The organism is Gammaproteobacteria bacterium (assembly GCA_041395725.1).
Taxonomy (GTDB): Bacteria; Pseudomonadota; Gammaproteobacteria; order Pseudomonadales; family Pseudohongiellaceae; genus NORP240.
Genome location: JAWKZW010000001.1, coordinates 3,088,242 through 3,113,606 on the forward strand (window position 1 = coordinate 3,088,242; position 25,365 = coordinate 3,113,606).

Here is a 25,365-nt window from a genome sequence, read left to right on the forward strand (position 1 = left end):
CGAGCGCCTTGCCGGGCAAAAAATCGGCTTCCGCAAGGGCAATTGTAGAGCAAAAGTAATGCCAGCATAGTAGGGTCAACTTTGTGAATTTCGCAGACAAAACCACAACGATCAGTCCGTTCAGGGTCATGAAAGTGCTGCAGCGTGCCGGAGAACTGGAGGCGGCGGGCAGAAAGATTGTGCACATGGAAGTTGGCGAGCCGGACTTCAGCACAGCAACACCTATCATAGAGGCGGCGACGGATGCGCTTGCCCGTGGGTATACGCAGTATTCGAATGCGGCGGGAATTACCCCGTTGCGCGAGGCGATTGCCGGTTACTACAAGGATCGTTATGGTCTCGATGTCGGTTACGAGCGAATCTTTGTGACTCCAGGCGCGAGCGGTGGCCTAAACCTGCTGGCAAACCTGCTGATAAATGCCGGGGACGGAATCCTGCTGGCTGATCCCACGTACCCTTGCAACCGAAATTTTGTTCGCCTGATGGGCGGGCTGCCTCAATTGGTTCCCGTGGATGCCAATTGCGGATTTCAGCCCACCGTGGAGCTTCTGGAACGGGCTCGCGACGCCAGCAGCACAGGTCTTTGGCTGGCCTCACCGGCCAACCCCAGCGGCACCGTGGTAGGGCGTAGCCGGATGCGGAGCCTGCTTGATTGGGCGACTGATCAAGGCCTGCACGTGGTCATGGATGAAATTTATCACGGCCTGCAGTACGTGGATGATTTACCCAGTCTGCTGGAAATGACAGATGAAGGTTTCGTAGTGAACAGTTTCTCTAAATACTTCGGGATGACCGGTTGGCGCATTGGCTGGGTGGTGGTGCCGGAGGGCTGTATTCAGGTTGCCAACACTCTTGCTCAGAACCTGTTTATTGCCGCCTCCACCATATCCCAGCATGCAGCGCTGGCAGCTTTCACTCCTGCAGCTATAGATATTTTCGAAGCGCGGCGGCGCGCATTCAGGGAGCGGCGGGATTTTCTTTATCAGGCGTTGAGAGAAATTGGATTCTCTATTTCCCAGCCCTGCGAAGGGGCTTTTTACCTGTACGCCGGTATTGAAAAATTTTCCGAGGACAGTGAGGCGTTCTGTCAGCAGATGCTAGAGGAGCACGGTGTAGCCATTACGCCCGGAACAGATTTTGGCGACTATCAGGCGCGAGGCTATGTCCGCTTTGCCTTCACAACAGACATGGGCAACCTGAAACTGGGAGTGGAGCGATTAGCGTCAGCGCTGATCAAATAGAGCCGTGAAATTCGCACCGGAATTGCAGCAGGGTGAATTGGTCAAGCGCTACAAACGCTTTCTGGCCGATGTCAGAACCTCAAGCGGCGCGCTGATTACAATGCATTGTCCTAACACCGGTTCCATGCTCAATTGCCAGGATCCGGGCAGCAGGCTCTGGTATTCGACCTCGGACAATCCCCGGCGCAAGTATCCCCATACCTGGGAAATTGTCGAAACCGCCAAGGGAGACCTGGTGGGAATCAACACGGGTCGCGCCAATCAGCTGGTTGACGAGGCGTTGGAGGCGGGAATGTTGACGGAATTGAAGGGTTACTCCGGGTACCGCAAAGAGGTTAAGTTTGGTGAGGAGCGCAGTCGCATCGATTTTCTGCTGAATGGCGACGCTGGACGGGGGCTCCCGGACTGCTACGTGGAAGTCAAAAATGTCAGCCTCGGGGTTGGTGGGGGATTGGGGTTATTTCCCGATGCTGTCACGGTGAGAGGCCAGAAGCACTTGAGGGAGCTGGTTGCTGTCAAGAGTTCGGGGCAGCGCGCGGTGCTGCTTTTCTGTGTGCAGCACTCGGGGATTGAGCGGGTGGCCCCAGCCGACAGCATTGACCCGGGCTATGGTGTTCTGCTGCGTGAGGCCGCAGCGGCGGGTGTCGAGCTGCTGGCATATGGTGCCAGCCTGTCCGCCAGGGAAATCACGCTGTCGCGCCCCCTGCCTGTTGAATTAAGGAGCCGTTGACCCACCACCCCCGGTTACCGGGTCTTGGTCCGACTCCCCAGTTGCTCAGGTGTTGCGTTTGCCCAGATTGGCTTCGTCCACCATGATCAGGCCGTTGTCCACGAAATGTGGAATCCGCTGCAGGTGCTGGCCCAGGCAAGGCCCGGAAATACAGCGTCCGGTTTCAATTTCGAATAATGCGCCGTGGGTCGCACACTGTATTAACGCGCCGTCCGGATCCAGGAAGGTGTCTTCTTCCCATTCCAGGGGGGTACCCAGGTGGGGACAACTGTTGCGGTACAGATAGATCTGATCGTCTTTTTTGACCGCAAACAGGTAGGCGCCTGCAGTTTCGAGGCCCTTGGACTGTCCCTCTTCTATATCCGCACTGTTTCCTACACAAACCATGATGCTGTTTTCCTGTTAGTTTTCCATGATCAATACTTTCCTATTGTCCTGTCCGGTTAATTCGCTGAAATGCAACGAATTAACCGGACAGGACGCTAGAAACCCTCGAGTGCTTGTCGGAAGTCCTCCAGCAGGTCCTCGACGTCCTCAATGCCTATGGAGAACCGCACCATCGAGTCGGCGATGCCCATGGACGCTCTGCGTTCGGGGCCCATTTCATGGTAAATGGTATGGGCGACTGGAATTGCCAGGGTTCTTACGTCACCGAGATTGCTGGAGCTTATGACGCAGTCGAGGCGGTTCAGGAAATCAAAACAATCTACATGGGTGTCAAGGTCGAGGCTGAAGATGGCACCAAAATGTGCGAATAATTCCTTCGCCCGTCCATGCTGGGGGTGATGAGGCAGGCCCGGATAATAGACATTCTTGATATTTGGGTGATCGTTACAATATTGCGCCAGTTTTAGGGCGTTATCGCAGGACTTCTGCATGCGCAAGGCAAGCGTTTCAGAGCCGACTGCCAGGTGATGGGCCGCTTCCGGCCCCAGGCTGGCACCAAAATCGCGCAGGCCCTTTTTCTTGATCTGGGTGATGCCCCAGAGCGCTGGATCTCCAGTCTTGTAGGTGTCATACAGGTTTGGAAAGTCTTTCCAGTCATACAACCCTGTATCTGTCACACAGCCGCCCAGAGCATTTCCGTGTCCGCCGATATATTTTGTCAGAGCGTTCACCACCAGGCCTGCTTTGACGGTTCGAGGTCGGAACAGGTACGGGGATGTCATGGTGTTGTCGACAACATAGAGCAGGCCGCGCTCCTGGCATAGCTCACCGATGGCTGACAGGTCAGCTATCTGGGTGACGGGATTGGCAATAGTCTCGACGAATACAAGCCGCGTGGTGTCTTGCAGGGCATCCGCCACGTTTCCGGCATCAGTGGCATCCACAAAACTGATTTCGATACCCAGCCGTTGCAGGGTGAGGAACAGGCTGTTGGTATTGCCAAAGAGAAAGGCGCTGGCCACTATGTGATCGCCCGCTTTCAGGAGGCTCAACAAGGTGGAACCAATCGCTGCCATCCCGGTCGCAAAGGCCACGCTGGCGAGCCCATTTTCCATTTTGGTCACGCGCTCCTGAAGCGCGGTGACCGTGGGGTTCAGCTGTCGGCCGTAGTTGTAGCCGGCGCGCTTCCCTTGAAATACTTCAGCCAGTTGTCGTGCATCTTCGTAGCCGTAGGCCACAGATGGATGTATCGGCTTGTGTAAAACGCCGTGCTCCGGATTGTCGCGGCGGTCAGAGTGGAGATTGGTTGTCGTAAAGCCTTTTTTATTCATGGCGAGGAAAACCTGGGACGGGGTTGCGCGAGGGGCGATTTATACAACAGGCGTTGCGATAATGGAAGTCGGCCGCCGTGCCAGCGTCAGTCTCAGTGGTCAATTTACGGACAGATTGTCGAACAGGGGAAGCTGGTAGAGAAGCGCGTCAATTTCCTGCAGGCGCGCCTGATAATCGGCACTGTTTTCGTGCCGGTAACGTGCGCTGAAGTCCGACTCGGTTAGGCCGTCACGATTGTTGGTTAAGAAAGGTAGATAGTCTCCATCGCCGGTCAGTCTGGCCAGGCGTTGCTGGAGCACCAGCGCGTTTTCAGGGGAGCTGGTGGCCAAGGCGCCGAGCAGCATGCCCGCCCGATTGGCGGTCAGGTCTGAAAAACTGAAGCCGGAGCGGTAGCGGGCATCGTAGTTCTCTTTCACGCTGGACAGTATCCGGGCCACGTCTATACCCGCGGTCGCTGCAATTGCTGCGCTGGAGGCGACGTGCTGCGCCAGGTCCTGGCGTTGCTGAATTCTCACCTCAATGAAAGGAGGGCGCGACACTGCTGTGGCCAGCTCCGGAGCCAGCCACTGCTCGATACTTTCCTGGTTAACATAGGCGGCGACGGTTACCAGCAGTGCGCGGTTTACTGCCACCGGGTCAGCCCCCGACTGCGATTGCCGCAATGCCTGGGCGAACAGGGGTTTCAGCAATGCGCTGAGAGGGATAGCGCGGACAGTAGCTGGAACATCACTGACAGTCTCGGCCAGCTGCCTGTACTGGGCGGCGATCAGGGGCTGGTCGGATGCAGTAAGAAACAGTGCTTGCGCCTGCGTTCTCACCAGGCTAAGGAGGCCCGGTTCCCACGTGAAATCCAGTTCCAGCCGGTCCGGTGCAAGGGTGATCTGCTCAACACCCTGCATGAGGTCCATGATCCCCCTGAAGGCTGCCTGCTTTTCCAGATAGCGCTGTTGTACCTGAGCGCTCAGGCTGCTGACCAGGCCGGATGGGATTCGAAGATGTCCTATCTGCAAGGAACTAAGCCGCAGGCGGGCATTGTCGCTGGTAAAACCAGCCCGGAGGTTCAGAAACAGGGGGAGGGAGGCCAGCAGGCGGACTGACACCTCCGCAAGCAGAGTGTCGCCCGGCAGGTAAACCCGGCTGCTGATTTCATCTTCTACACCGACCAGTTCCGTCGCATAGCGCAGGAGCAGATTTATTTCGTCATCAGAGAGTGACAGGCGGCGCTGCTCCGCGTCGCGGATATCACCAAGAGCTGAATCCACCAGCAAACGCTCGACTGAGGAGACTTCAGCATCGCTGACTGAGGATTCTGAATAAATCAGGGCCGAGCGTTGCAACGTTCCAGCCGACAGCAAAAAGGCCACAATCAGGACGACAAGCAGTGTAAACCCCGCCACTCTGGCTGATCGCAATGCTAGAATACTCATAGGCTAAACCGGTTGCCCTGCCGATAAAATTGCATTGGTGATCAGTTCAGTGCGGGAAAAATTACGCTGGCGGGGTTACAATCTGAACTGTCAACAAAGTTGGGTGCGTATTTTACTGGTTCCTGGCAAATTTATCGCGAGAAAGTATGACAAGCACCACAAAATCGCACCTAACTGTTTATTAATCAAAAGGCTGAAGTTAACATCAGCATAGATGACCCGGGCTCTTGTCTGGCCCTCTGGATACGGCAGCTGTAGCAGATACAGCCTGCTGACCAGGGTGGCAGCGAGGGCAGGGCCAAGTCAAGCCGATCGGGCAGGAACAGCAACATGAGTATAGTTACCGGATCAATGGACTTATTAAGGCGCATCAGTCGCGAGCAATTTCGGACAGGGCTGGTATTGTTCACTGCGCTGGTTTTGGGCGCCTGTTCGTCGCAAGCCGCCTTGGAAGCCGAGCGGGCCGCCGCCGAACAGGAACGGGTTGCCGTGGAGCAGGAGGTCGCGCGAGTTGCGGCCGAGGAAGCCCGGCAGCGGGCCGAGGCAGAGGAACGGGAGCGGCAGGCGCGCGTCAGGGAGCAGCAGCGTCTCGAAGCGGAGCGACGACAGCAGGCTGAGATAGCCCGCGAGGAAGCAGAGGCCCGTGCCGCGCAGGAACGCCAGGAGCGCGAAGCAGTCCATCGACGCGAGCAACAGCGACAGCGAGAGATAGAAGCTGTGGCCCGTGCCGAAGCTGAGCGTGAGGAGAAACTTGCCCGAATCGCCGAGTTGGAGGCACAGATCGCCGAGATGCGGGAGGCAGTTGCGACCACTGAGGCGGCCAATGAAAGATACCGGGAGGCTATCCTGGTGGCCGAAGAGCTGGTAGAGGTGCTGGCGGAAGAGCAGGCGAAATATGAAAACGTGGACGCGGCAGGCAACCTGTTGGAGCCACTGGCACAGGGTCTGATTGCTGACCTGGAAGCACGCAGGACCAGCCTCGTCGAAGAGGCGCAAGCGGCCCAGTAATTTTTCCATTCTTAAGCAAAGTAATGAGCTGCTTGATTCTCAGACAGGCCAGCCCGCCATATGTGGGCTCACAACGGTCCGTAACCTGTCATCATCGACCCTGAGTTCACTGGGGCGGGCAGAAAAACCCGCCCTGAATCCGAATCCTGGCCGGTCAGGCCTGCCCGCCTGGCCAAGGCCCGCCATCAGAACCTGTCAGCCCGCCTGCCTGTCCGCCCCGGGATCACCTAACTCACTGAAATTCAATGCATCAGGCCTCCTCAACGTGCTTTGTTTGTCCTGTTTGTTGTGGTAAAGTGCGCGCCTTTAATTTTAATCAATCCACTGGGGGATAAAGGTAGATGACGGGCATAACAATCACCTTAACAACTATCCTGTCGCTTCTCGGCTTGGGTATCGCGTTCTTCTATATGAACAAGGTTAAAGCGGTACCTCTTGACCTGGGTCTTGAGGAAGAGCAGAGCATACGACTGAAGTACATTCATGGTGCAATCGCCGATGGCGCCATGGCATTTCTAAAACAGGAATACAAGTTCCTGACGGTTTTCATGGTGTGCTTTGCGCTGGTCATTGCGATTCTTATCGACGACCAGCACACACCGGGTGTCAGAGAAGGAATCTATACAGCCTTCGCTTTTCTATTCGGCGGAGCTATCTCCATAGCCTCAGGTTACATTGGAATGAAAGTAGCTACCCAGGGCAATGCCCGCACTACGGTATCTGCTAAAAAAGACATTTCCAGTGCCTTCGAGGTGGCAATCAATTCCGGTGCAGTGATGGGCTTCGCCCTTGTTGGGCTAGCGACTCTGGGGCTGGTTGTAATCTATGTGGTAATGAAATTTTTGTTACCAGCGGACCTGCCCAGCATTGTCCTCATGGAGGTTATTGCCGGATTCGGGCTTGGCGGTTCTACTATCGCCCTGTTTGCCCGCGTAGGTGGCGGAATCTTTACCAAAGCTGCCGACGTTGGTGCCGATCTGGTGGGCAAGGTTGAGCAGGGCATCCCGGAAGATGATCCGCGCAACCCGGCGGTTATCGCCGATAATGTTGGTGATAACGTGGGTGACGTAGCCGGTATGGGCGCCGATCTGTTTGGATCCTGCGCCGAGAGTACCTGTGCTGCCATGGTTATCAGTGCCGTTGCGTTTGCCGGCAACCCCGATGCACTGCTTTACCCGATTCTCATTTCGGCGGTCGGAATACCGGTCAGCCTGGTTACCAAGATGCTGGTATCCGTTAAAACGGAAGACGACGTAGCGCCGGCCCTGATGAAGCTGCTGGTGATCTCCAGCGCCCTGATGGCTGTGGTGATGTTTTTCTTCACGACTATGCTGATTCCCGAGGCATTCGAGCTCAATGGTGAACAGTATTCCTCCATGGGTGTCTACTGGTGCTTTCTGTCCGGGCTTGTTGCCGGTCTGGCAGTTGGTTTATTGACCGGTTATTACACGTCAGAGAATTACGCGCCGGTACAGGAAGTGGCCAAGTCTTGCGAGACTGGAGTTGCCACCAACATCATTTACGGTCTTGCGCTTGGCTACAAGAGCACCGTACTTCCTTATCTGTGTATCGCTGTGAGTATTTTTGTCTCCTGGGAACTGGCCGGCATGTATGGTGTAGCCATTGCATCTCTGGGAATGCTTGGGACGCTGGTAATCGCGCTGACTATCGATGCCTACGGGCCAGTGGCGGATAACGCTGGCGGCATCGCTGAAATGGTGGGCCTGGAAAAGGAAGTGCGACGTCGCACGGACATCCTGGACTCTGCCGGCAATACTACGGCAGCCATTGGTAAAGGCTTTGCCATTGGTGCGGCCATACTGACTTCACTGGCGCTGTTTGCTGCCTTCATTACCACTGCCTCAAACCTGCTGGAAGAAAACGGAGCGACTGCGCCGTTGGGTATGAGCCTGCTGGATCCGGTAGTCTACGTCAGCGTGTTCGTGGGAGCCGTGTTGCCGTTTCTGTTCACTGCCATGACCATGAAGTCAGTGGGTAAAGCCGCGTTTGACATGATCGAAGAGGTCCGCCGTCAATTCCGGACAATTCCGGGCATCATGGAGGGCACGGGACGGCCAGATTATGCCGAGTGCGTGGCTATCTCTACTCGCGCGGCACTGCGGGAGATGATCGCACCCGGAGTGCTGATTATGGGTACGCCCCTGGTAGTCGGTTTCCTGTTCGGTGTAGAGGCTGTAGGTGGTGTGCTGGCCGGTTCATTGGTGGCCGGTGGTGTACTTGCCATTGCCTCTTCCAACAGCGGCGGTGCCTGGGACAACGCCAAGAAATACATCGAAGCCGGCAATCTTGGCGGCAAAGGTTCGGAAGTCCACAAGGCGGCTGTAGTCGGCGATACAGTGGGTGACCCACTCAAGGATACTTCCGGTCCATCGTTGAACATTCTTATCAAGCTCTCAGCAATTCTGAGCCTGGTTTTCGCCCCGTTCTTTGTTCAGTATGGTGGCGTACTGCTGGGCTAGTCTGGCTGATACAAGGCGCAGATACATTGGCGCTTAACAAAAAGGGGGCATTAGCCCCCTTTTTTTATGTGGTTAAAAATCATCAGACAGGATTTCGACAGCGGCGTGGCCGCGAGCGATCAGTAAATTTTAGCTTGGCTCCCGGCATCAGGAGTATGTTGTAAGGGCACTGAATATTTTGACTGAGGGACAGTTTGTAAACAGTATCTAACTGTCATCAGCCGTCGGGTTTGCTTTCAAAGTGATAAAGAACCCATTCGTCCCTGACAGTCCTTTGTCCGGTCCTCGTATCGACCCAACTGGTCCTGACGCTTGATACACACTGGTAAATCCGGAATGCGCTGGTGTCCTCGATAATCAGGCGCCTGACCGAAGGATTGAGCGTGTAGTTGGAAATCTCCACGAGACGCCAGCTTCCCTCGAGGGTTCGAGTGACGCATTGATTCAAAGAGAGCAGATCGGTGTAGGTCAGCTCTTTCTCAGCCAGATTCCTGGCCTCGACATCCAGATTGATCGCCACTCGCCGAGGTGTAGTGTTTTCAACATCAGCCTGGAACTCGATGGATTCCAGTCGGATCTGTGTGGAGGTCTGATTGTCCACGACCAAACGAAGCCCGGCAAGCAGATTCAGGCCTGAACGACCGCCCCAGGACGGAGAATAGAAGGCAAACTTGAGAGGGCTTTCTTCTGCGGTCTGACCGATACTGATCAGTGGAGCCACTAATAAGAGAAAAGCCAGGTTCCTATGGTTCAATCGGAATCACCTCGGGATGGGGTGGTAATAATGGAACATCAACCTCATCAGCTTTTCAAGTCCTGATGACGTCATCGGGGTACTTGTCTGAGTTACAGGGCTGGCGCCGGAATTTACGGACGGGAGCTGGCTTGGTTTTTAATCCGTAATCAATGATAATCCCCGCACGCGTTAATTTCCATTCATGATATCTGAGTACAGGCTAAAGGTTGACATTGTCTGGATTAAGCAAGGTAAGAAACATAGTCTGCATTGCCTCCGGTAAGGGTGGCGTCGGTAAATCCACGACGTCAGCCAATCTTGCTCTGGCATTACAGCAACGGGGATTTAAAACCGGACTTCTTGATGCTGATATTTACGGCCCGAGTCAGCCACTGATGTTGGGAGTCTCCCGTGATGTAAAGCCAGTGATCCGCGACAGGAAATTCATGGAGCCGGTCATGGCCCACGGAATAGAATGTAATTCCATGGGGTTTCTGGTGGATGAAAAGACACCCATGGTGTGGCGCGCTCCCATGATAATTTCTGCCTTCAACCAGATTATGAGCGACACGCTCTGGTCAGATCTTGATTATCTCATCGTCGATATGCCACCAGGGACCGGGGATATCCAGCTCAGCCTGGCCCAAAGCGTAAAGGTTTCCGGTGCTCTCATTGTTACAACTCCTCAGGACGTTGCTTTGCTGGATGCACGCAAGGGCATAGAAATGTTTCGTAAAGTGGGAGTACCAGTGTTAGGGGTTGTCGAGAATATGAGTATGCATGTCTGCTCTAACTGTGGGCACGAGGAGGCGATTTTCGGTACCGGTGGCGGGGCACGGCTGGCGGCAGATTACGGCGTGGACGTAATTGGTTCGCTGCCGCTGGATATTCAGATCCGGCAGGATACCGATGCCGGCAAACCCAGCGTAGTTGCCGCGCCGGACAGTCCTGTCGCAGCGGCCTATCTGGCTTTGGCCGATAGCCTGGTGCAACACCTGGCACAGATTTCTGAACTGAAGCAGGAGCCCAGGATATCGGTAACTGATGACTGACGGCTTTTTTTAGCACATCCCATATAAAGCGGCGAGGAGCAATGTTTTGGATACCATAAATGAATTTCTGCTGTTTCTGGATGGTTTCCTCGGCAGTGCGACCTGGTTTCCTTTTTTTCTGTTAGCGGTGGGAATTTTTCTTACACTCTACTTGAATTTCCCCCAGATCCGTTACTTCAAACATGCAATCAGGGTCACACGGGGTAAATACGACACGGATGAGGCTGTCGGTGATACGACACACTTTCAGGCACTGTCAACGGCATTGTCCGGCACCGTCGGCACCGGCAACATAGGCGGCGTCGCCCTGGCCCTGCACCTGGGGGGGCCGGCCGCGCTGTTCTGGATGTGGATGACAGCCTTCTTTGGCATGACCACCAAGTTTGTCGAGGTAACCCTGTCGCACAAATACCGGGAGACCACAGAGGACGGCACGATTGCGGGTGGTCCGATGTACTACATGGAAAAGGGGCTTAATGCCAAGTGGCTGGCCATGCTGTTCGCACTGGCTACTGTTCTCAGTGCGTTTGGCACTGGCAGTTTGCCGCAGATTAACAGTATTGCGGCCGGTCTGGAGAGTACGTTTTCCATCAATCCGGTGGTTACCGGCGCTGTTCTTTCAGTGCTGCTGGGCCTTGTGATTATCGGAGGAATCCGGCGCATCGCCCTGGTAGCCTCTACACTGGTACCGAGCATGGCCTTTATCTACCTGATTGGCGCTGTAGCGGTAATTATTCCAAACATGGGCAATGTCATCCCTTCTTTCATCAGTATATTTTCTGATGCATTCACAGGGTCTGCTGCGACAGGCGGCTTTCTTGGGGCGACATTTGCCTTCGCGCTGAACCGTGGCGTCAATCGCGGGCTCTTCTCAAATGAAGCAGGTCAGGGCTCTGCGCCTATCGCCCACGCGGCTGCCAGAACAGAGGAATCTGTGGATGAGGGTATGGTTTCAATACTGGAACCTTTTATCGATACGATAATTATCTGTACTATCACCGGTCTGGTTATCCTGTCCTCCGGCGTCTGGATGGAGAAGCACCAGAACGAATTTCAGCGGGCGGATATGATGTTCCTTGCGGATGCCTACACAGATTCGGACCCACAGCAGGTGGAGCGGTTGTTTTCCTACCTGAGAGGCGATGATTCCGGGATAGGGATTTACAATGGCGATATTCAGGTACAGGGTGGCGTCGCGACAAATACACAATCCTTCACCTTAATCAACTCACGCTCAATTGCCGAAGATGTGGTCTATCTGCGGGATGAAACCCCGGTGACCGGCAGCCTCTCGGTAATTGACGGTCAGCTGGAAGATGTCGCGGTTCAGGTAACGGGGCGCTCATTGCTGCATTCAGTACCGCTGACCACTGAAGCCTTTACCCGAGGGCTACTGGGCGAATACGGCAAGTACGTGGTTTCAATCGGTCTGTTGCTATTTGCCTTTTCGACCGCCATCGCCTGGTCGTATTACGGCGACCGGGCCATCACCTATCTGTTGGGTCCATCGGCGGTATTGCCCTACCGAGTAGTCTATGTGGTGGGGTTTTTCTATGCGGCGTTTGCCGATACTACTATCGTCTGGAATGTTTCATTGATCACAATCGTGCTGATGACATTGCCTAACCTGATCGGCATTTTGTTGCTCAGCCGGGAAATGAAACAAACCACCAGTGATTATTGGAAGCGTTTCCACGGCTGAGCAGTTAAAAGCCGGTCCTTAATGCTCCATTGCTTCACCGGGTAAACGGATTGTCTCGACGATTCTTTGCACGTCTTCGGGCGGCTCAGCCGTAACTCTGGCAACTGCCAGGGCTACCACCAGGTTAATGATCGTTCCTAATGTCCCGATACCTTCCGGTGACAGACCGAACAGCCAGCCGTCGGCATTGTCCATGCCGGGATTGATGAATTTGAAATAAATGATGTATCCCGCAGTGAATGCGAATCCGCAAATCATTCCAGAGATGGCGCCTTCCTTGTTCATGCGTTTTTGGAATATTCCCAATACAATAGCGGGAAAGAAAGAGGCGGCGGCCAGACCGAACGCGAAGGCGACTACCTGAGCCACGTAGCCTGGTGGATTAATGCCATAGTAGCCAGCTATCAGCACGGCGACAAAAATCGCTATCCTGGCGTAAAGCAATTCCTGTTTTTCGCTGATGCCAGGCATCAGGCTGCACTTGAGCAGGTCGTGAGAAACTGCCGTCGAAATCACCAGCAGCAGACCCGCTGCCGTAGACAGGGCGGCAGCGAGGCCGCCTGCTGCGACCAGAGCGACGACCCAGTTTGGCAGCCCGGCAATTTCAGGATTGGCCAGTACCATGATGTCGCGATTGACCTCCAGTTCATTGCGCTCAGGGTCACCGACATACTGAATTCGTCCGTCATTGTTCTTGTCGGTAAAGGAGATCAGGTTAGTCGTCTCCCAGGTGGAAAACCACTCCGGAACTTCCGAGTACTCAACGTTGTTGACTGTATCGATCAGGTTGGTTCGCGCGAAGGCGGCGACAGCAGGTGCTGTTGTGTAGAGAATTGCAATAAACACCAGGGCGTAACCCGCGGACCGTCGCGCATCTCTCACATTGGGTACGGTAAAGAATCGAATGATTACGTGCGGAAGGCCGGCAGTGCCAAACATCAGGGCGGCGGTAATAAAGAAAACGTCCTGAGTGGATTTCTGACCCTCGGTGTAGACGGCAAAGCCGAGATCGCTGCTCAGGCCGTCAAGTCGGTCAAGCAGATAACCACCGCCGTACGCTTCGGTAAGCTGGGACCCGAATCCGAGTTGAGGTATGGGATTGTCGGTCATCAACAGCGAAATAAAAATGGCCGGAACCATGAACGCAAAGATGAGGACGCAGTACTGTGCCACCTGAGTATAGGTGATGCCTTTCATGCCGCCCAGCACTGCGTAGAAAAAGACTATTGTCATGCCTATAATCACGCCGACCGTCAGGTCTACTTCGAGAAATCGAGAAAAAACAATACCGGCACCCTGCATCTGACCACAGACATAGACGAACGAGATTACAATTGCGCAGAATACAGCGATCAACCTGGCGGACTGCGAATAATAGCGGTCGCCGATAAAGTCAGGAACCGTGAACTTGCCAAATTTACGCAGGTAAGGAGCGAGCAGCAGGGCCAGCAGTACATAGCCGCCGGTCCATCCCATAAGGTAAAAAGTGCCGTCGCGCCCCAGGAATGAAATCAGGCCCGCCATTGAAATGAACGAGGCGGCAGACATCCAGTCCGCGGCAGTCGCCATGCCATTAGCAAGCGGAGGAACGCCGCCGCCGGCCACATAAAAATCATGGGTGGATGATGCCCTGGACCTTATAGCGATACCTATATAGAGGCTGAAAGAGAGAATAACGAAAACAAAAGTCCATATTTGTACGCTCATTCCGATTCCTCCTTTGCATCACTCGAGGAGGGGGTATTTGCGTCTTTATAGTTAGCGTCCAGCTTATCCATCAGTCGGATGTAGACGAAGATTAAAATGACAAATACGTAAATCGAACCCTGCTGGGCAATCCAGAACCCAAGTTTAAATCCACCAATACGAAACTGGTCGAGTACATCGACTAACAGGATTCCACACACAAATGAGATAAAGAACCAGACCGCCAGGAGAGAAAGGACGATCTTGAGATTTCCTCTCCAATAAGAGTGGGCGCTATCGTCAGACATCGTAAACCTCGTTATTATTTTTTGTAGTAGGTACCTTGACTCCGCCTTGTAAGACCTCGCCTCCGGTACAGGCCACCGATGGTACCACTGAAGGAGCCTCTGATTAAATACCGCAATACTCAGTCGTCAGTTGAGGTCGCTGGCCAGGCACTCTGGTACATTAAGCAGAATTCCCTTGCTATTCAGCAGGTACAGTAACGTGAACCCTGCGGATCGGCAGTAAAAGAAGAGGGTGTCTGTTGCTTACAGCAACCGGTCTTTCAGGTAGTTGGCCAGTTTTTTTCTCAGTATCTCTGATTCCTGCTCGGCGGCTAAGCGTTCTGCTTTCTGGTAATCCAGGTAAAAGCGTCGCAGCGTCTGCCGGTCCAGATCATTGTACTGTTCGATCAGCCGGGTTATGGCCGGATCACCGCCCATCAGCACCTGATCGCAGCTGCTTTGAATCAGTTTTTTCTGACGGGCTGTCTCTCTGGGAGGGGCCAGAGCCTGATCAATCTGCTGCTCGATCTGATCGAGCTCATGGTCTCTCATCAGACGGCCGATGTATTGTATCTGGCGGCGTCGCGCTTCATGGCTGTTGGGCAGCCGCTTGTATTCCCTGATCGCCGTACGAAGTTTTTCTGAGAGGGGAAGCTGCGCAAGACGGGATTCCGGAAATTCCACCAAACGGGTCCCCACGGCCTGAAGCGCGTGCATTTCCTTTTTGCGTCTGGTCTTGCTCGTCAGTTCCGAGCCGTCGTCATCAAATTCCATTATTCTTCAAACCTGCCTGGTGGAGGAGGCAAATACCCCGTGACAGAAAAGCGTCATGTCACATGTAAAAAATGTTAGCCAGACCGAGGAAAGCAAAAAAACCTACCGAATCGGTAACTGTTGTCAATGCTACCGATCCAGCCAGCGCTGGATCAATATTAATGCGCTTCATGAACAAAGGCAGATAGGCGCCGGCCAGTGCCGCTGTCAGCAGGTTTAGCAGCAGAGCCACTGCGATGATGAGACTGAGCAGCGTTTCGCCATACCAGATATAAACGACGGTGGAAATCACCACTGCCCACAGTGCGCCATTCAGCGCGGCCACCCCGAGTTCCCTACCTAACAACCAGCGGGTATTAGCCTGGGTGATATGCCCAAGAGCCAGGCTTCTTACCACCAGGGTAAGTGTCTGGCTGCCGGCCACGCCTCCCATGCTGGCGACTATGGGCATCAGCACCGCCAGATATACCACAGCATCGAGAGTGTCCTGAAACAGGAAGATGACTATCGAGGCGTAAATCGCCGTCATCAGATTTACTCCCAGCCAGACTGCTCTGCGCCGGGCAGTCTTGAATACGGGCGCAAAGGTATCATCCTCCTCGTCCAGTCCTGCCATGCTCATCAGCGAGTGTTCAGCGCTGTCTCTGATAACATCGACGATGTCGTCAATCGTAATCCTTCCAACAAGCTTTCCCTCGTGATCTATAACGGGGGCCGAAACCCAGTCGTGCTGTTCGAACAGTACGGCAATCTGAGGGGCTTCCATGTCGACCGGGATGGCTTCAATATCGGTATCCATCACTTCCCTTACGGTCGTGCCGGGTCCGGAGACCAGCAGCTTACGCAGAGGAAGGATACCCACAAACACATCGTCGCGATTAACGACCAGTAAATTATCAGTCATCTCCGGAAGCCGTGCGTGTCTGCGCAGGTAACGAAGCACCACGTCAATAGTGTGTCGAGGCCGCACGGTTATGGTGTCCGTGTTCATCAATCCGCCAGCAGTGTCTTCCGGATAGGAGAGCACCTGCTCAAGCCGCTGACGGTCCTGCTGGTCCATGGATTGCAGGACTTCTGCAGTAATCTGTTGAGGAAGCTGCTGCAGGATGTCTACCTGATCGTCGGTTTCCAGGCCTACTGTGAGGGCAGCAACCTCCTCAGCATTCAGTTCCTTGAGGATTTCACTCTGAATGTCTTCGTTGAGGTATTGCAGTACCTCGCCGTCCGACTGGGGGTCCACCAGTTGCCAAAGTACATTCCGTACCTTGGGTGGCGTGGATTCCAGAAGGTGTGCAATACCAGCTGGCGGCAGTGTGTTCAGCATGTGGCGTACCTGAAACACAGAGCCGCTGTCTAGAGCTTTCGTAAGCTCCAGGACATGGTCTTTGTGCACTACGCTTTCAATGCTGTCAGACACCGTACTGGTACCTTATGAATAGGTGAAACCCGCATTCAGTGCTGGCAGGTATTCGGGAATAAAGAATCGTTTTTCGGGGAGGCCGCGGAGCGTGAATCCCCGAAACAGGCAGGGTTAGATTCTACTCTAAAATCGGCAGGTTTAGAAACGAGAAAGCGCGGCATAGAGCCAGGCAGGGCGACTGGATTCCCGGGCCCATCATTGGCCTTCTCCGAATTTGTCGTTGATCAGGTCAAGGATAGCAGTCATCGCCTGCTCTTCGTCCTCACCATCGGCAATCACCTGCAAAGTGGTGCCTTTTATGGCGGCCAGCATCATCAGTGAAAGAATACTCTTGCCGTCTACCATCTTTTCACTGCCAATCTGAATCTTGCTGCTGAAGCCGGAAGTCAGCGCAACCAGCTTGGATGCGGCGCGAGCATGGAGCCCGGCCTTGTTAGTGATTTCAACTGTCTGCTTGATCATTGTTCAACTATCCGGGTAATTCTCGATGTCGTACCTGTACGTTTCTGATGTGATCCTTGAAGTATTGCCCGAGCTTTTCGCACAGGTAGACAGATCTATGCTGGCCGCCGGTGCAACCGACTGCTACGGTGATATAAGACCTGTTGTTTTCCTCAAATCGCGGTAGCCATTTTTGCAGGAACTCTTTTATATCGTCCAGCATGTACTGAACTTCCTGCTGTGAGTCCAGGTAGTCCTTGACCTTTGTATCGAGGCCGGTCAGCGCGCGTAGCGGGGTTTCCCAATACGGGTTGGGCAAACACCTCACGTCATAAACTATATCGGCGTCTACCGGTATGCCGTTCTTGAATCCGAACGATTGAAACAGCAAAGCGAGCCCCACATCGGACTCTTCGACAATTCGACTCTTGATCGCGTCGCGTAATTCATGCAGTGACATGGCGCTGGTGTCTATGCTCAGACTTGCCATCAGGGAAATTGCTTCCAGCAGCTCGGTTTCTTTATCGATTGCTTCACGCAGACCGACTTTGTCATTTGAAAGGGGGTGTTTGCGTCGGCTTTCACTGAAGCGTCTCAGAAGGGTCTGGCTGTTTGCGTCCAGAAATATCACATCGATGGTAAGATTTTTCTGCTTCAGCTCTTCGATAATACCGGGCACATTCTGCAGATCCGTGTAAATGTTCCTGGCGTCAATACTGACGGCTATTTTGGCCGTTACGGATGTGTCAGTGGTCAACCGGTCAGCCAGAGAGGGCAGCAGGCTGGCCGGCAGATTGTCGATACAGTAGTAGCCTCTGTCCTCCAGAATATGGAGGACGGTGCTCTTGCCCGACCCTGACCTGCCGCTGACGATTAGTAATTTCATAATGCCTGCTTGATAATAATACGGAACGACTTCCTGTCGGGTAAAATCAGCTCTAAGGCCTGCGCAGCCAACGTGGCGTTAAAGTGATTGTCTGTAAAACCGCTCGATCACACGATTCCAGAGAGCCACTGCGTCGTTGTCGTGTCTGGCAACGGAGTGGCCATTCCCTGCGCACGACGCCTGGCAGTAGCGTCCAACAGATGTCCGCAGAGCGCTGTGGTACGTGATCCAAGGCTCACTGGTTTGGAATCACACACCCGCTAACAGTTCTTTACCGGCTGTTAGTAAGTTATGGCGACGTTATACAGGTCGTCGCCGTCGTGAGTATTGCGCAAGATAAAGCAGAAGTTTTCATCGCTGAACATTTCGGCAACCTGTCCCAACAGCTTAACGTGCGTGTCGGATTCCTCATCAGGAACAATTAATATAAAAAGAAGGTCGACCGGTTTGGAGTCAACGGAATCGAAGTCGATCGGCTCTTCCAGGGTAACAATACTTCCAACAATTTCCTCGCTTTCCGGAATCTTGCAGTGCGGTATCGCAATTCCGTTGCCCAGCCCTGTACTGCCCAATCTCTCTCTTGCCATAAGTGCGTCGAAGATGGTGTTGGCGTCGAGGTGATCGACATTCTTTTCTATCTTTTCGCTGACAGTCTTCAGCAGGCGCTTCTTGCTGACACCTTGTAGATCACAATAACAGCGTTCAGGAGTGAGAATATCTTCCAATTGCATTCTAAGTTATCTTTTCCTCTTTCTGATCCTGTTGGACGGTCAGTCAACCAGCCGCTTGCGCTCATTGGATGGCGGAATTGACAGTGACTCACGGTATTTGGCGATTGTGCGTCTGGCAACATTAATCCCTTGCTCTTCGAGTAGCTTGGTGATTTTGCTGTCACTTAATGGTTTTCTTGCATTTTCCGCCGCTATCAGCTTTTTGATTATTGCGCGTATGGCAGTCGACGAGCACTCACCACCGCCTGCCGTGGATACATGGCTGGAAAAAAAGTACTTGAGCTCAAAAATACCCCGCGGCGTATGCATGTATTTCTGGGTGGTGACCCTGGAAATTGTCGATTCATGCATTTCGACCATCTCAGCGATATCGTGCAGCACCAGGGGTTTCATTGCCTCTTCACCGTATTCCAGAAAATCTTTTTGATGCTCAACGATTCGGGTCGCCACTTTCATGAGTGTTTCATTTCGGCTTTGCAGACTTTTAAGAAACCATCTCGCTTCCTGCAGGTTGTCCCGTAAATAATTGTTGACATCGCTACTGTCAGCGCGCTTGACCAATGCTGCGTAATTTGCATTGATTCGCAGCCTTGGCGCGATATCAGGGTTGAGTTCGACTCTCCATTTACCGGACTCCGGCTGCTTGGTAACGATCACGTCTGGTACCACGTATGACGTGGAAGGAGGAGCGATGTCGGAGCCGGGGCGCGGATCGAGACCTTCAATGATTGCTATGGCGCGCTTGAGCTCAGGTTCTTTGAGCTTTGCACGTCGCATAATTTGAGCGTAATCTCTATTGCCTAACAGGCTGAGATGATTGGCAACTATTACCTTCGCATTTTTTATATCGCTACTCAGCAGCCGATCTTCTAACTGGTTTAGCTGTATAAGCAGACATTCCCTCAAATCACGGTATCCGACCCCTACCGGATCAAACTGCTGAATCCGGTGCAGGACAGCCAGTACTTCGTCTTCGTCCACTTCCAGTTCGGGAGGAAGGCCAGCGTGGATGGACTCGATATCCGAGGACAACATGCCATTGGCGTCTATGGCCTCGATGATGCTGTAACCGATTTCCTTGTCTTTGTCAGACATGGGGGTCAGGTTAAGCTGCCAGAGGAGATGATCCTGCAGAGTCTCTGACTCGGCGTTGCGGGAGTCAAAATCCGGCGCTTCGGATTCCTGAGAACCACCCCCAGTGGTATAAGTGGTCTGGTAAACGTCGTCCCAGTTGGTGTCTACAGAAAGGTCGCCAGGGATAGTTTCGGCCCATTCTGAGTCTGTGCCCTCACCAGTTTCGGATGCGCTGTTGTCGGTTTCCCTGCGGACCCCGGGCTCTTCCTGCTGCGCATTAGCTCCCCGCTCGTCAGCGCTACTGTCTTCGCTGTCTTCCACCATTTCCAACATGGGGTTGGATTCCAGCACCTGGTGGATTTCCTGCTGCAAATCAAGGGTGGAAAGCTGCAGAAGTTTTATCGCCTGCTGTAGCTGCGGGGTCATGGTCAATTGCTGACCTAGCTTAAGCTGAAGCGATAGTTTCATGTTTCAATAATCTACAGAACGTGGCTGAAAATAAATATTCTGAAAGTGGCTTAACAGGTTTCTCGTCGTAATGCCTCCGGTAAGACAGCTTTCCATTTTCCTCGCACCGGCTTACTGTCAGGACTCACGAGAGGCCAGTATAGCAAGTTTCGTGCCTGCCATACATGCCATTATATAAGTTAAATGTCTACGGAATCACAGGCCTGCTAAGGCCCTGTGACGTGACACGAGGGTAGTGGCGGAAAGGCAGGGGGGGGTAGGTCAGATGTGGAATTGCTCACCGAGATAGACTTCTCTTACCTGCTGATTGTTGACGATTGCCTGTTCGTCTCCCTCGGCAATGATTCTGCCTTCGCTGACGATATAGGCGCGTTCGCAAATGTCGAGTGTTTCCCGGACGTTGTGGTCAGTGAGCAGAATGCCGATGCCGCGTTCTCGTAAATGCAGAATTATCTGTTTGATGTCGTTGACCGAGATGGGGTCTACCCCGGCAAAGGGTTCATCCAGAAGGATGAATTTTGGCTCCGTTGCGAGAGTGCGTGCTATTTCCGTTCGGCGCCGCTCTCCGCCCGACAGACTGAGGCCCCGATTCTTGCGGATATGAGTGATATGGAATTCCTGCAGCAGAGCTTCCAGCTTCTGATGACGACTTTTCGCGTCAAGATCAGGCCGGGTTTCAAGAATTGCCAGAATATTATCTTCAACTGAAAGTGTGCGGAAAATCGACGAGTCCTGAGGCAGATAAGACAGACCTTGGCGTGCCCGCTCATGCATCGGAAGGGATGTAAGGTCAGAAGCGTTAATCTTAATGTGGCCGCTGTCGGCTCCAATCAGGCCCACGATCATATAGAAACAGGTAGTCTTGCCCGCTCCGTTAGGGCCAAGTAGACCCACTATTTCCCCACGCTTAACCTGAAGCGAAACATCCCTGACGACTTTGCGTCCCTTGTAACTTTTCGCCAGGTGGGATGCGTGCAGATTATCCATGGGTCGGCTTCAGTTGGAAGGGGAGTCGGAAAGCGTTGCGCGGCCAGAAATGCCCTCACAAGGGCCGGTAGTCTCCGTGAAGCGACTGTCCGTGTAGTACTTGATTGCCGCGCAGCTGAGCACATCATTTGCACTTCGCAGAATTGCAGACCCGACGAGTTCCACTATCGGTTCACCATCCACGTAATAATAGATGGAGTCACTTTGACCTTCCACGAACGTACCGTTATCGTCCAACTGCTGTCGGTAGCTGGCCGGGGCACCGTTCATAGTAACGCGATTTATGGCGCTGGAGCCTGCTTCGCTTTCGAAAACTGCGCTGTCTCCGCCGATTTCCATAGTACCCTGAGTAACTTTTACATCCTGCTCGAGGGTGATGATCCGAACGCCACCTTCCATACGGCTGGTCGAGCTTCCCAGTGAACTGTAGAGGATGTCCTGGTCTTTGTCAGATTCAAGGCTCGAGGCGCCGAATCCGCTCGTGAAGCAGAACAGCGCTGCGAGGGTAAATTTAATGTTGCGAAGCTGCATACCTGCCTCTTACGTCGCGATGAAAAATGTATTCCTCTGTATCGAGATTTACGCGCATGCCTGTCGCGGATTGCTCGAAGTCCTCACCAACCATGCTCACATCGGCTTCAGTCGTCAGCACGTCCCGGGTCGGATCCACGCTGAGTGTTTGCGTCAGCAGTACGGTCCGATTGCCGGAATCGTCCAGCTGGTAAACTTCTACATCACCATCGAGTATGATTTGCTCGATGGCGTCGCCTTCCTGATTCCCCGTGAAGATTTTCCCCGATCTGGCAACGATATTCCAGCGGGAATCATTTTCCCGGTAGAGCTGAATAAACGGTTCTTCAAGCGCGGTTTCCGCCTCCACGTAGCTGATCTGCCGGCTGGCCTGAAGTGTGTAACGTATCCTGCCATGTTCATCGAAGTGGACAGAGCTGATACCCTCGGAATAGCCATCGTAATTAATGGTCGATGTCGGGGCCGGTGTGTTGGAGGCTTCTCGGTTCTGCGTGAAAAAGTCGATTCCGAGAAACATCAGAGTCGCCAGAATACCGGGGATCAGGATGAACTTTATTCGTTGCATACGTAAGAGTTTACCTGCGCGGTTTTCGATAGTAGGACGTCAGAGGTCCTAATGCTGCCAAAAATAGAGCGCTAGCGACCAAGGCTGTCTTTGATTAACCGATCGTAGGCTCCTCGTGCCTGCAGGAGGAAGTCACAGATTTCACGCACAGCGCCTCGGCCTCCTTCTTTCTCCGTCAGCAGGTCGGCTCTTTTCTTTACTTCAGCGTGACCGTTGGGAACGGATATCCCCAGCCCGACTCGATCAATGACAGCCAGGTCCGGCAGATCATCCCCGGCATACGCAATTTCTTCGTACGGCAGGCATTGTTCCTCTGCAATCTGCTCGAGGACGCAAAGCTTGTCTTCTCGCCCTTTGAACAGCAGGTGGATGCCAAGTTCATTGGCCCGCCAGGACAGTGGCAGAGAGTTCCGCCCGGAAATTATCCCCACATTCACACCGGCCCGTTGCAGGAGTTTAATGCCGTGGCCATCAAGGCTGTTGAATACCTTGAGCTCTTCACCCGAGTCGCCGACATAGAGGCTTCCGTCTGTCATTACGCCGTCAACATCCAGCAGCAGCAGCCTGATTTCCCGGGCTCTTGAGTCTAGTTGCTGTTGCTCACTCTGATAAATCATGGGACTCTCTCCGCAGGTAATTGTCTATACAACGTTAGCCTGCAACAGATCATGCATCTTGAGGATGCCGCTGAGTTCTTGCTCGTCGTTCTTGACTACCAGTGCATAGACACGGTTGTCCTGCATAAGTTTGGCGGCCTCTGCGGCGAGGGAGTTTTCTCCAATGTGCTTGTAATTCTTTGACATGACGGATTCGATTTTAGTCAGCTTTATATCCTTGCCGGAATCAATTGCCCGGCGCAGGTCGCCGTCTGTAAAGACGCCACAAATACTGCCGTCATCATCAACTACGGTAGTCATGCCAAAACCCTTGCGAGTTATTTCTAACAGGGCATCGCTTAATACAGTATGAATGTAGACCTTGGGAATGTTTTCACCCGCATGCATGATGTCGACCACTTTGAGTAGCAGGCGCCGTCCCAAGCGACCACCCGGATGTGAAACGGCAAAATCGTCGCTGGTGAAGCCGCGTGCTTCGAGCAGCGCCATGGCCAGTGCATCACCGAGGACCAGCGCTACGGTGGTGCTGGAAGTCGGGGCCAGACCCAGAGGACAGGCTTCTTCAGACACTCTGGCGTCCAGTTTCACATCGGCAGCCCTGGCCAGCTGCGATTCAGGCTTGCCAGTCATGCTGATCAATGGGATACCCTTTCGTTTCAAAACCGGTAGCAGGGTAATCAATTCTTCGGTGGAACCAGAATTTGACAGGACCATGACCACGTCTTTCTCCGTGATCATGCCCAGATCCCCGTGACCGGCTTCTCCAGGATGGACAAACATTGCCGGGGTACCGGTACTCGCCAGGGTGGCGGCAATTTTTCGTGCAATGTGACCCGACTTTCCCATGCCAGTCACGACCACCCGGCCCTCGCAGGACAACATTATCCGGCAAGCCTTTTCAAAGTCGGAGTCGATACGATCCAGCAGAGACTTTACCGCATGGTATTCAATCTCGATAGTTCGCCTGGCGCTATTAAGGAATTGTTCAGTAGGAATCATGTTCGGGGTGCGGCTCTACATCTGGAAGGCCATGATGCCAAACCAGGTTAAATAGCAGGATATGAGAATGACACCATAGCCTCTGCCGATCATCATGTCACTTCTTGTTGATCGGAAACACAGCCAGGCCAACAGAATAGTCATCAGCAGCATTGCAACAAAATCTCGCTGCAGCAACATGGGCTCAAGCTCTACGGGTGCGAAAAGGCCGGGGAATGGCAGTACGGCTAACAAATTTAGAATGTTCGATCCAACAATATTTCCGATAGCAAGATCATGGTGACCCTTCAGGGCGCAGGCAGCTGAGGCGGCTACCTCCGGCAGGCTGGTCCCCAGGGCTACCACGGTCAAACCGACTATTGCTGACGATACCCCCAGGGCCTGGGCGAGGGATGAGCAGGCCGTGACAATGGCATCCGCGCTCAGTACCAGCAGGGCCAGCCCGAGAACCAGATAAATTGACGCCCGGGCATTGGAGAGATGCATGAGGTTGTCGTCTTCAAGTTCGGGCAGGCTGCTGGACTTGACTCGGTTTCGGAATAGCTTGTAGCCAAAAAAGACCGTAATCGACATCAGAATAATGGCATCAACAAACCCGAGATATAGGTTGGCGAACAGAATGCCGGTCACGATGGTGACTAAAAGCAGGGCGGGGATTTCTTTATGAAACAGAGACTTGGGGGGTCTAAGCGGGCTGATCAGTGCAGCTATTCCCAGCGCAATTCCTATATTGAAGATGTTTGAGCCCAGCGCATTTCCGATAGCCAGTTCAGGTTCATTTTCCACCACCGAAGCGGCGGACGAAAAAATCTCCGGGGCGGATGTCCCGAAGGCGACGATGGTGAGGCCGATCATCAGTGGAGAGACGCCCATATTTCGCGCCAGGGCGGACGACCCGAAAACGAATTTGTCGGCACCCCAGATCAGCCCGACAAAGCCCAGCACGACTATAACTACGTCTAATACCATGGAATTTTTAGCGCGAAATTTGATAAAGCGCTCAATTACAATGGCGTTTAGTCCAGTTTGCAAGTAATAATTTATTGGGGCGGTCAAATATTGTACAATCCACCCCGCGGAGTCCCTGCAACTTCCGTCATCAGGAGTCGTGCTGATTCCATTTACCACCGATACCACACCAGGATGTTGTCCAGGGCATATTGGTCGGAGATAACCAAATGAATACATTGAAGAAGTTAGTTTTTACTGCCGTGCTGTTACTGACCGGCCTGAGCAATGCCCAGGAACCACCCATGACCGCGCTGGCAACTGTTCAGGGTGGCGTGCAGGAATTGCTCGATACTGTCCAGGAGTCGAAGCCCTATTTCCTGACCGACCAGCAGCGCTATTTCGGTGCTATTGAGTCCGCTCTGGTCACTATCGTTGATTTTGAAGCCGTGGCAACTGTTGTGATGTCCCGCTACGCAGAGTCTGCTACGGAAGCCCAGATCAGCCGCTTCGGAACTATTCTTCGCACTACGCTGACGCGATTCTATGGAGCGGCCCTGGCTTCCTATACCGGCCAGGAGCTGGAGTTTGTGCCTTCGAACAATGAACCGACTGACCCCAGGGCCGATAGGATCGTAGGCATGGAAATCAAGGGAATCGGTAGCGGCAACGGCAACGGTAACGGCTCTTTCAGGCTTCAGTACCAGATGTTTCTCAATGAGAACGAAGAATGGAAACTGAAGAATCTGAGCCTCGGGGGGATCAATCTCGGGCGTCAGTACTATACCCAGTTTGCCGCCGCCATGGCACAGTACGATAACGATATCGACACGGTACTGGACAACTGGAAGTAGTA

Annotated in this window: 24 protein-coding genes and 1 pseudogene; 7 read left to right on the top strand and 18 right to left on the bottom strand. The window is 53.5% G+C overall.

Features of this window, described 5'->3' with window-relative positions:
* Positions 1–128: 128 nt before the first annotated feature.
* A complete protein-coding gene (locus R3F50_13570) occupies positions 129–1,241 on the top strand; it encodes an aminotransferase class I/II-fold pyridoxal phosphate-dependent enzyme (protein MEZ5491333.1) in 1,113 nt (370 codons plus the stop codon).
* Between the two features lie 4 nt (positions 1,242–1,245).
* Positions 1,246–1,971 carry a DNA/RNA nuclease SfsA gene (gene sfsA / locus R3F50_13575; protein ID MEZ5491334.1) on the top strand — a complete coding sequence of 242 codons (726 nt, stop codon included), beginning with the start codon at positions 1,246–1,248 and terminating at the stop codon, positions 1,969–1,971.
* A gap of 45 nt (positions 1,972–2,016) precedes the next feature.
* On the opposite strand, the gene R3F50_13580 is transcribed toward sfsA, so the two are convergent.
* From R3F50_13580 to R3F50_13590, 3 genes are all read right to left on the bottom strand, one after another.
* Positions 2,017–2,358 (bottom strand): Rieske 2Fe-2S domain-containing protein, encoded by a 342-nt coding sequence (locus R3F50_13580; GenBank protein ID MEZ5491335.1) that lies wholly within the window; start codon positions 2,356–2,358, stop codon positions 2,017–2,019.
* 95 nt (positions 2,359–2,453) lie between these two features.
* On the bottom strand, positions 2,454–3,689 hold the full coding sequence (locus R3F50_13585; protein ID MEZ5491336.1) for a cystathionine gamma-synthase family protein: 1,236 nt from the start codon (positions 3,687–3,689) through the stop codon (positions 2,454–2,456).
* Positions 3,690–3,788: 99 nt separating this feature from the next.
* Positions 3,789–5,117, bottom strand: a complete 1,329-nt coding sequence (locus R3F50_13590; protein ID MEZ5491337.1) for a hypothetical protein — start codon at positions 5,115–5,117, stop codon at positions 3,789–3,791.
* A 330-nt stretch (positions 5,118–5,447) separates the two neighbouring features.
* Here R3F50_13590 and R3F50_13595 point away from each other — a divergent pair, with 330 nt between their 5' ends.
* Together R3F50_13595 and R3F50_13600 are read left to right on the top strand one after the other, a co-directional pair.
* Positions 5,448–6,125, top strand: coding sequence for a hypothetical protein (locus tag R3F50_13595; protein ID MEZ5491338.1), 678 nt, complete (start codon positions 5,448–5,450; stop codon positions 6,123–6,125).
* Between the two features lie 341 nt (positions 6,126–6,466).
* A complete protein-coding gene (locus R3F50_13600; protein MEZ5491339.1) occupies positions 6,467–8,605 on the top strand; it encodes a V-type H(+)-translocating pyrophosphatase in 2,139 nt (712 codons plus the stop codon).
* A gap of 217 nt (positions 8,606–8,822) precedes the next feature.
* On the opposite strand, the gene R3F50_13605 is transcribed toward R3F50_13600, so the two are convergent.
* The gene (locus R3F50_13605) at positions 8,823–9,359 is read right to left on the bottom strand and encodes a hypothetical protein (GenBank protein ID MEZ5491340.1); all 537 of its coding nucleotides are present in this window, start codon (positions 9,357–9,359) and stop codon (positions 8,823–8,825) included.
* Positions 9,360–9,574: 215 nt separating this feature from the next.
* On the opposite strand from R3F50_13605, the pseudogene apbC reads away from it, so the two are divergent.
* Positions 9,575–10,393: pseudogene (apbC, locus tag R3F50_13610) on the top strand (iron-sulfur cluster carrier protein ApbC).
* Positions 10,394–10,439: 46 nt separating this feature from the next.
* Positions 10,440–12,095 carry an amino acid carrier protein gene (locus R3F50_13615; protein MEZ5491341.1) on the top strand — a complete coding sequence of 552 codons (1,656 nt, stop codon included), beginning with the start codon at positions 10,440–10,442 and terminating at the stop codon, positions 12,093–12,095.
* Positions 12,096–12,113: 18 nt separating this feature from the next.
* On the opposite strand, the gene R3F50_13620 is transcribed toward R3F50_13615, so the two are convergent.
* The 14 genes from R3F50_13620 to R3F50_13685 form a co-directional block, all read right to left on the bottom strand.
* The gene (locus R3F50_13620) at positions 12,114–13,802 is read right to left on the bottom strand and encodes a sodium:solute symporter family protein (GenBank protein MEZ5491342.1); all 1,689 of its coding nucleotides are present in this window, start codon (positions 13,800–13,802) and stop codon (positions 12,114–12,116) included.
* Entirely contained in the window at positions 13,799–14,089 is a 291-nt protein-coding gene (locus tag R3F50_13625) for a DUF4212 domain-containing protein (protein MEZ5491343.1), read from the bottom strand. Before R3F50_13625 ends, R3F50_13620 begins: the two co-directional genes overlap by 4 nt.
* A 243-nt stretch (positions 14,090–14,332) precedes the next feature.
* Positions 14,333–14,842, bottom strand: a complete 510-nt coding sequence (gene yjgA, locus R3F50_13630) for a ribosome biogenesis factor YjgA (protein MEZ5491344.1) — start codon at positions 14,840–14,842, stop codon at positions 14,333–14,335.
* Between the two features lie 58 nt (positions 14,843–14,900).
* On the bottom strand, positions 14,901–16,259 hold the full coding sequence (gene mgtE, locus R3F50_13635) for a magnesium transporter (GenBank protein MEZ5491345.1): 1,359 nt from the start codon (positions 16,257–16,259) through the stop codon (positions 14,901–14,903).
* Positions 16,260–16,457: 198 nt separating this feature from the next.
* Positions 16,458–16,724, bottom strand: coding sequence for an HPr family phosphocarrier protein (locus tag R3F50_13640; protein ID MEZ5491346.1), 267 nt, complete (start codon positions 16,722–16,724; stop codon positions 16,458–16,460).
* A 7-nt stretch (positions 16,725–16,731) separates the two neighbouring features.
* Positions 16,732–17,589 carry an RNase adapter RapZ gene (gene rapZ / locus R3F50_13645; protein MEZ5491347.1) on the bottom strand — a complete coding sequence of 286 codons (858 nt, stop codon included), beginning with the start codon at positions 17,587–17,589 and terminating at the stop codon, positions 16,732–16,734.
* A 281-nt stretch (positions 17,590–17,870) separates the two neighbouring features.
* Entirely contained in the window at positions 17,871–18,320 is a 450-nt protein-coding gene (gene ptsN, locus R3F50_13650; GenBank protein ID MEZ5491348.1) for a PTS IIA-like nitrogen regulatory protein PtsN, read from the bottom strand.
* Between the two features lie 39 nt (positions 18,321–18,359).
* A complete protein-coding gene (locus R3F50_13655) occupies positions 18,360–19,862 on the bottom strand; it encodes an RNA polymerase factor sigma-54 (protein MEZ5491349.1) in 1,503 nt (500 codons plus the stop codon).
* Between the two features lie 261 nt (positions 19,863–20,123).
* Positions 20,124–20,849, bottom strand: coding sequence for an LPS export ABC transporter ATP-binding protein (gene lptB / locus R3F50_13660; protein MEZ5491350.1), 726 nt, complete (start codon positions 20,847–20,849; stop codon positions 20,124–20,126).
* Between the two features lie 9 nt (positions 20,850–20,858).
* The gene (locus tag R3F50_13665) at positions 20,859–21,380 is read right to left on the bottom strand and encodes an LptA/OstA family protein (GenBank protein MEZ5491351.1); all 522 of its coding nucleotides are present in this window, start codon (positions 21,378–21,380) and stop codon (positions 20,859–20,861) included.
* Positions 21,361–21,945, bottom strand: a complete 585-nt coding sequence (gene lptC / locus R3F50_13670; protein MEZ5491352.1) for an LPS export ABC transporter periplasmic protein LptC — start codon at positions 21,943–21,945, stop codon at positions 21,361–21,363. The genes R3F50_13665 and lptC overlap by 20 nt, the downstream gene beginning before the upstream one ends.
* Before the next feature lie 71 nt (positions 21,946–22,016).
* A complete protein-coding gene (locus R3F50_13675; GenBank protein MEZ5491353.1) occupies positions 22,017–22,562 on the bottom strand; it encodes an HAD hydrolase family protein in 546 nt (181 codons plus the stop codon).
* Between the two features lie 24 nt (positions 22,563–22,586).
* Positions 22,587–23,561, bottom strand: coding sequence for a KpsF/GutQ family sugar-phosphate isomerase (locus R3F50_13680; GenBank protein MEZ5491354.1), 975 nt, complete (start codon positions 23,559–23,561; stop codon positions 22,587–22,589).
* 15 nt (positions 23,562–23,576) lie between these two features.
* Complete coding sequence (locus tag R3F50_13685; GenBank protein ID MEZ5491355.1) at positions 23,577–24,530, bottom strand: calcium/sodium antiporter; 954 nt, start codon at positions 24,528–24,530, stop codon at positions 23,577–23,579.
* Positions 24,531–24,739: 209 nt separating this feature from the next.
* Between R3F50_13685 and R3F50_13690 the strand changes: the two genes are divergently transcribed.
* The gene (locus tag R3F50_13690) at positions 24,740–25,363 is read left to right on the top strand and encodes an ABC transporter substrate-binding protein (GenBank protein ID MEZ5491356.1); all 624 of its coding nucleotides are present in this window, start codon (positions 24,740–24,742) and stop codon (positions 25,361–25,363) included.
* Positions 25,364–25,365: the final 2 nt, after the last annotated feature.

Coding starts and splice junctions, on each gene's coding strand:
- ptsN (MEZ5491348.1), bottom strand. CDS start 18,320: ATGCAATTGGAAGATATTCTCACTCCTGAACGCTGTTATTGTGATCTA.
- R3F50_13680 (MEZ5491354.1), bottom strand. CDS start 23,561: ATGATTCCTACTGAACAATTCCTTAATAGCGCCAGGCGAACTATCGAG.
- R3F50_13665 (MEZ5491351.1), bottom strand. CDS start 21,380: ATGCAGCTTCGCAACATTAAATTTACCCTCGCAGCGCTGTTCTGCTTC.
- R3F50_13585 (MEZ5491336.1), bottom strand. CDS start 3,689: ATGAATAAAAAAGGCTTTACGACAACCAATCTCCACTCTGACCGCCGC.
- rapZ (MEZ5491347.1), bottom strand. CDS start 17,589: ATGAAATTACTAATCGTCAGCGGCAGGTCAGGGTCGGGCAAGAGCACC.
- R3F50_13600 (MEZ5491339.1), top strand. CDS start 6,467: ATGACGGGCATAACAATCACCTTAACAACTATCCTGTCGCTTCTCGGC.
- R3F50_13590 (MEZ5491337.1), bottom strand. CDS start 5,117: ATGAGTATTCTAGCATTGCGATCAGCCAGAGTGGCGGGGTTTACACTG.
- R3F50_13595 (MEZ5491338.1), top strand. CDS start 5,448: ATGAGTATAGTTACCGGATCAATGGACTTATTAAGGCGCATCAGTCGC.
- lptC (MEZ5491352.1), bottom strand. CDS start 21,945: ATGCAACGAATAAAGTTCATCCTGATCCCCGGTATTCTGGCGACTCTG.
- R3F50_13675 (MEZ5491353.1), bottom strand. CDS start 22,562: ATGATTTATCAGAGTGAGCAACAGCAACTAGACTCAAGAGCCCGGGAA.
- yjgA (MEZ5491344.1), bottom strand. CDS start 14,842: ATGGAATTTGATGACGACGGCTCGGAACTGACGAGCAAGACCAGACGC.
- R3F50_13580 (MEZ5491335.1), bottom strand. CDS start 2,358: ATGGTTTGTGTAGGAAACAGTGCGGATATAGAAGAGGGACAGTCCAAG.
- R3F50_13690 (MEZ5491356.1), top strand. CDS start 24,740: ATGAATACATTGAAGAAGTTAGTTTTTACTGCCGTGCTGTTACTGACC.
- R3F50_13620 (MEZ5491342.1), bottom strand. CDS start 13,802: ATGAGCGTACAAATATGGACTTTTGTTTTCGTTATTCTCTCTTTCAGC.
- R3F50_13685 (MEZ5491355.1), bottom strand. CDS start 24,530: ATGGTATTAGACGTAGTTATAGTCGTGCTGGGCTTTGTCGGGCTGATC.
- R3F50_13570 (MEZ5491333.1), top strand. CDS start 129: ATGAAAGTGCTGCAGCGTGCCGGAGAACTGGAGGCGGCGGGCAGAAAG.
- R3F50_13640 (MEZ5491346.1), bottom strand. CDS start 16,724: ATGATCAAGCAGACAGTTGAAATCACTAACAAGGCCGGGCTCCATGCT.
- R3F50_13625 (MEZ5491343.1), bottom strand. CDS start 14,089: ATGTCTGACGATAGCGCCCACTCTTATTGGAGAGGAAATCTCAAGATC.
- lptB (MEZ5491350.1), bottom strand. CDS start 20,849: ATGGATAATCTGCACGCATCCCACCTGGCGAAAAGTTACAAGGGACGC.
- R3F50_13655 (MEZ5491349.1), bottom strand. CDS start 19,862: ATGAAACTATCGCTTCAGCTTAAGCTAGGTCAGCAATTGACCATGACC.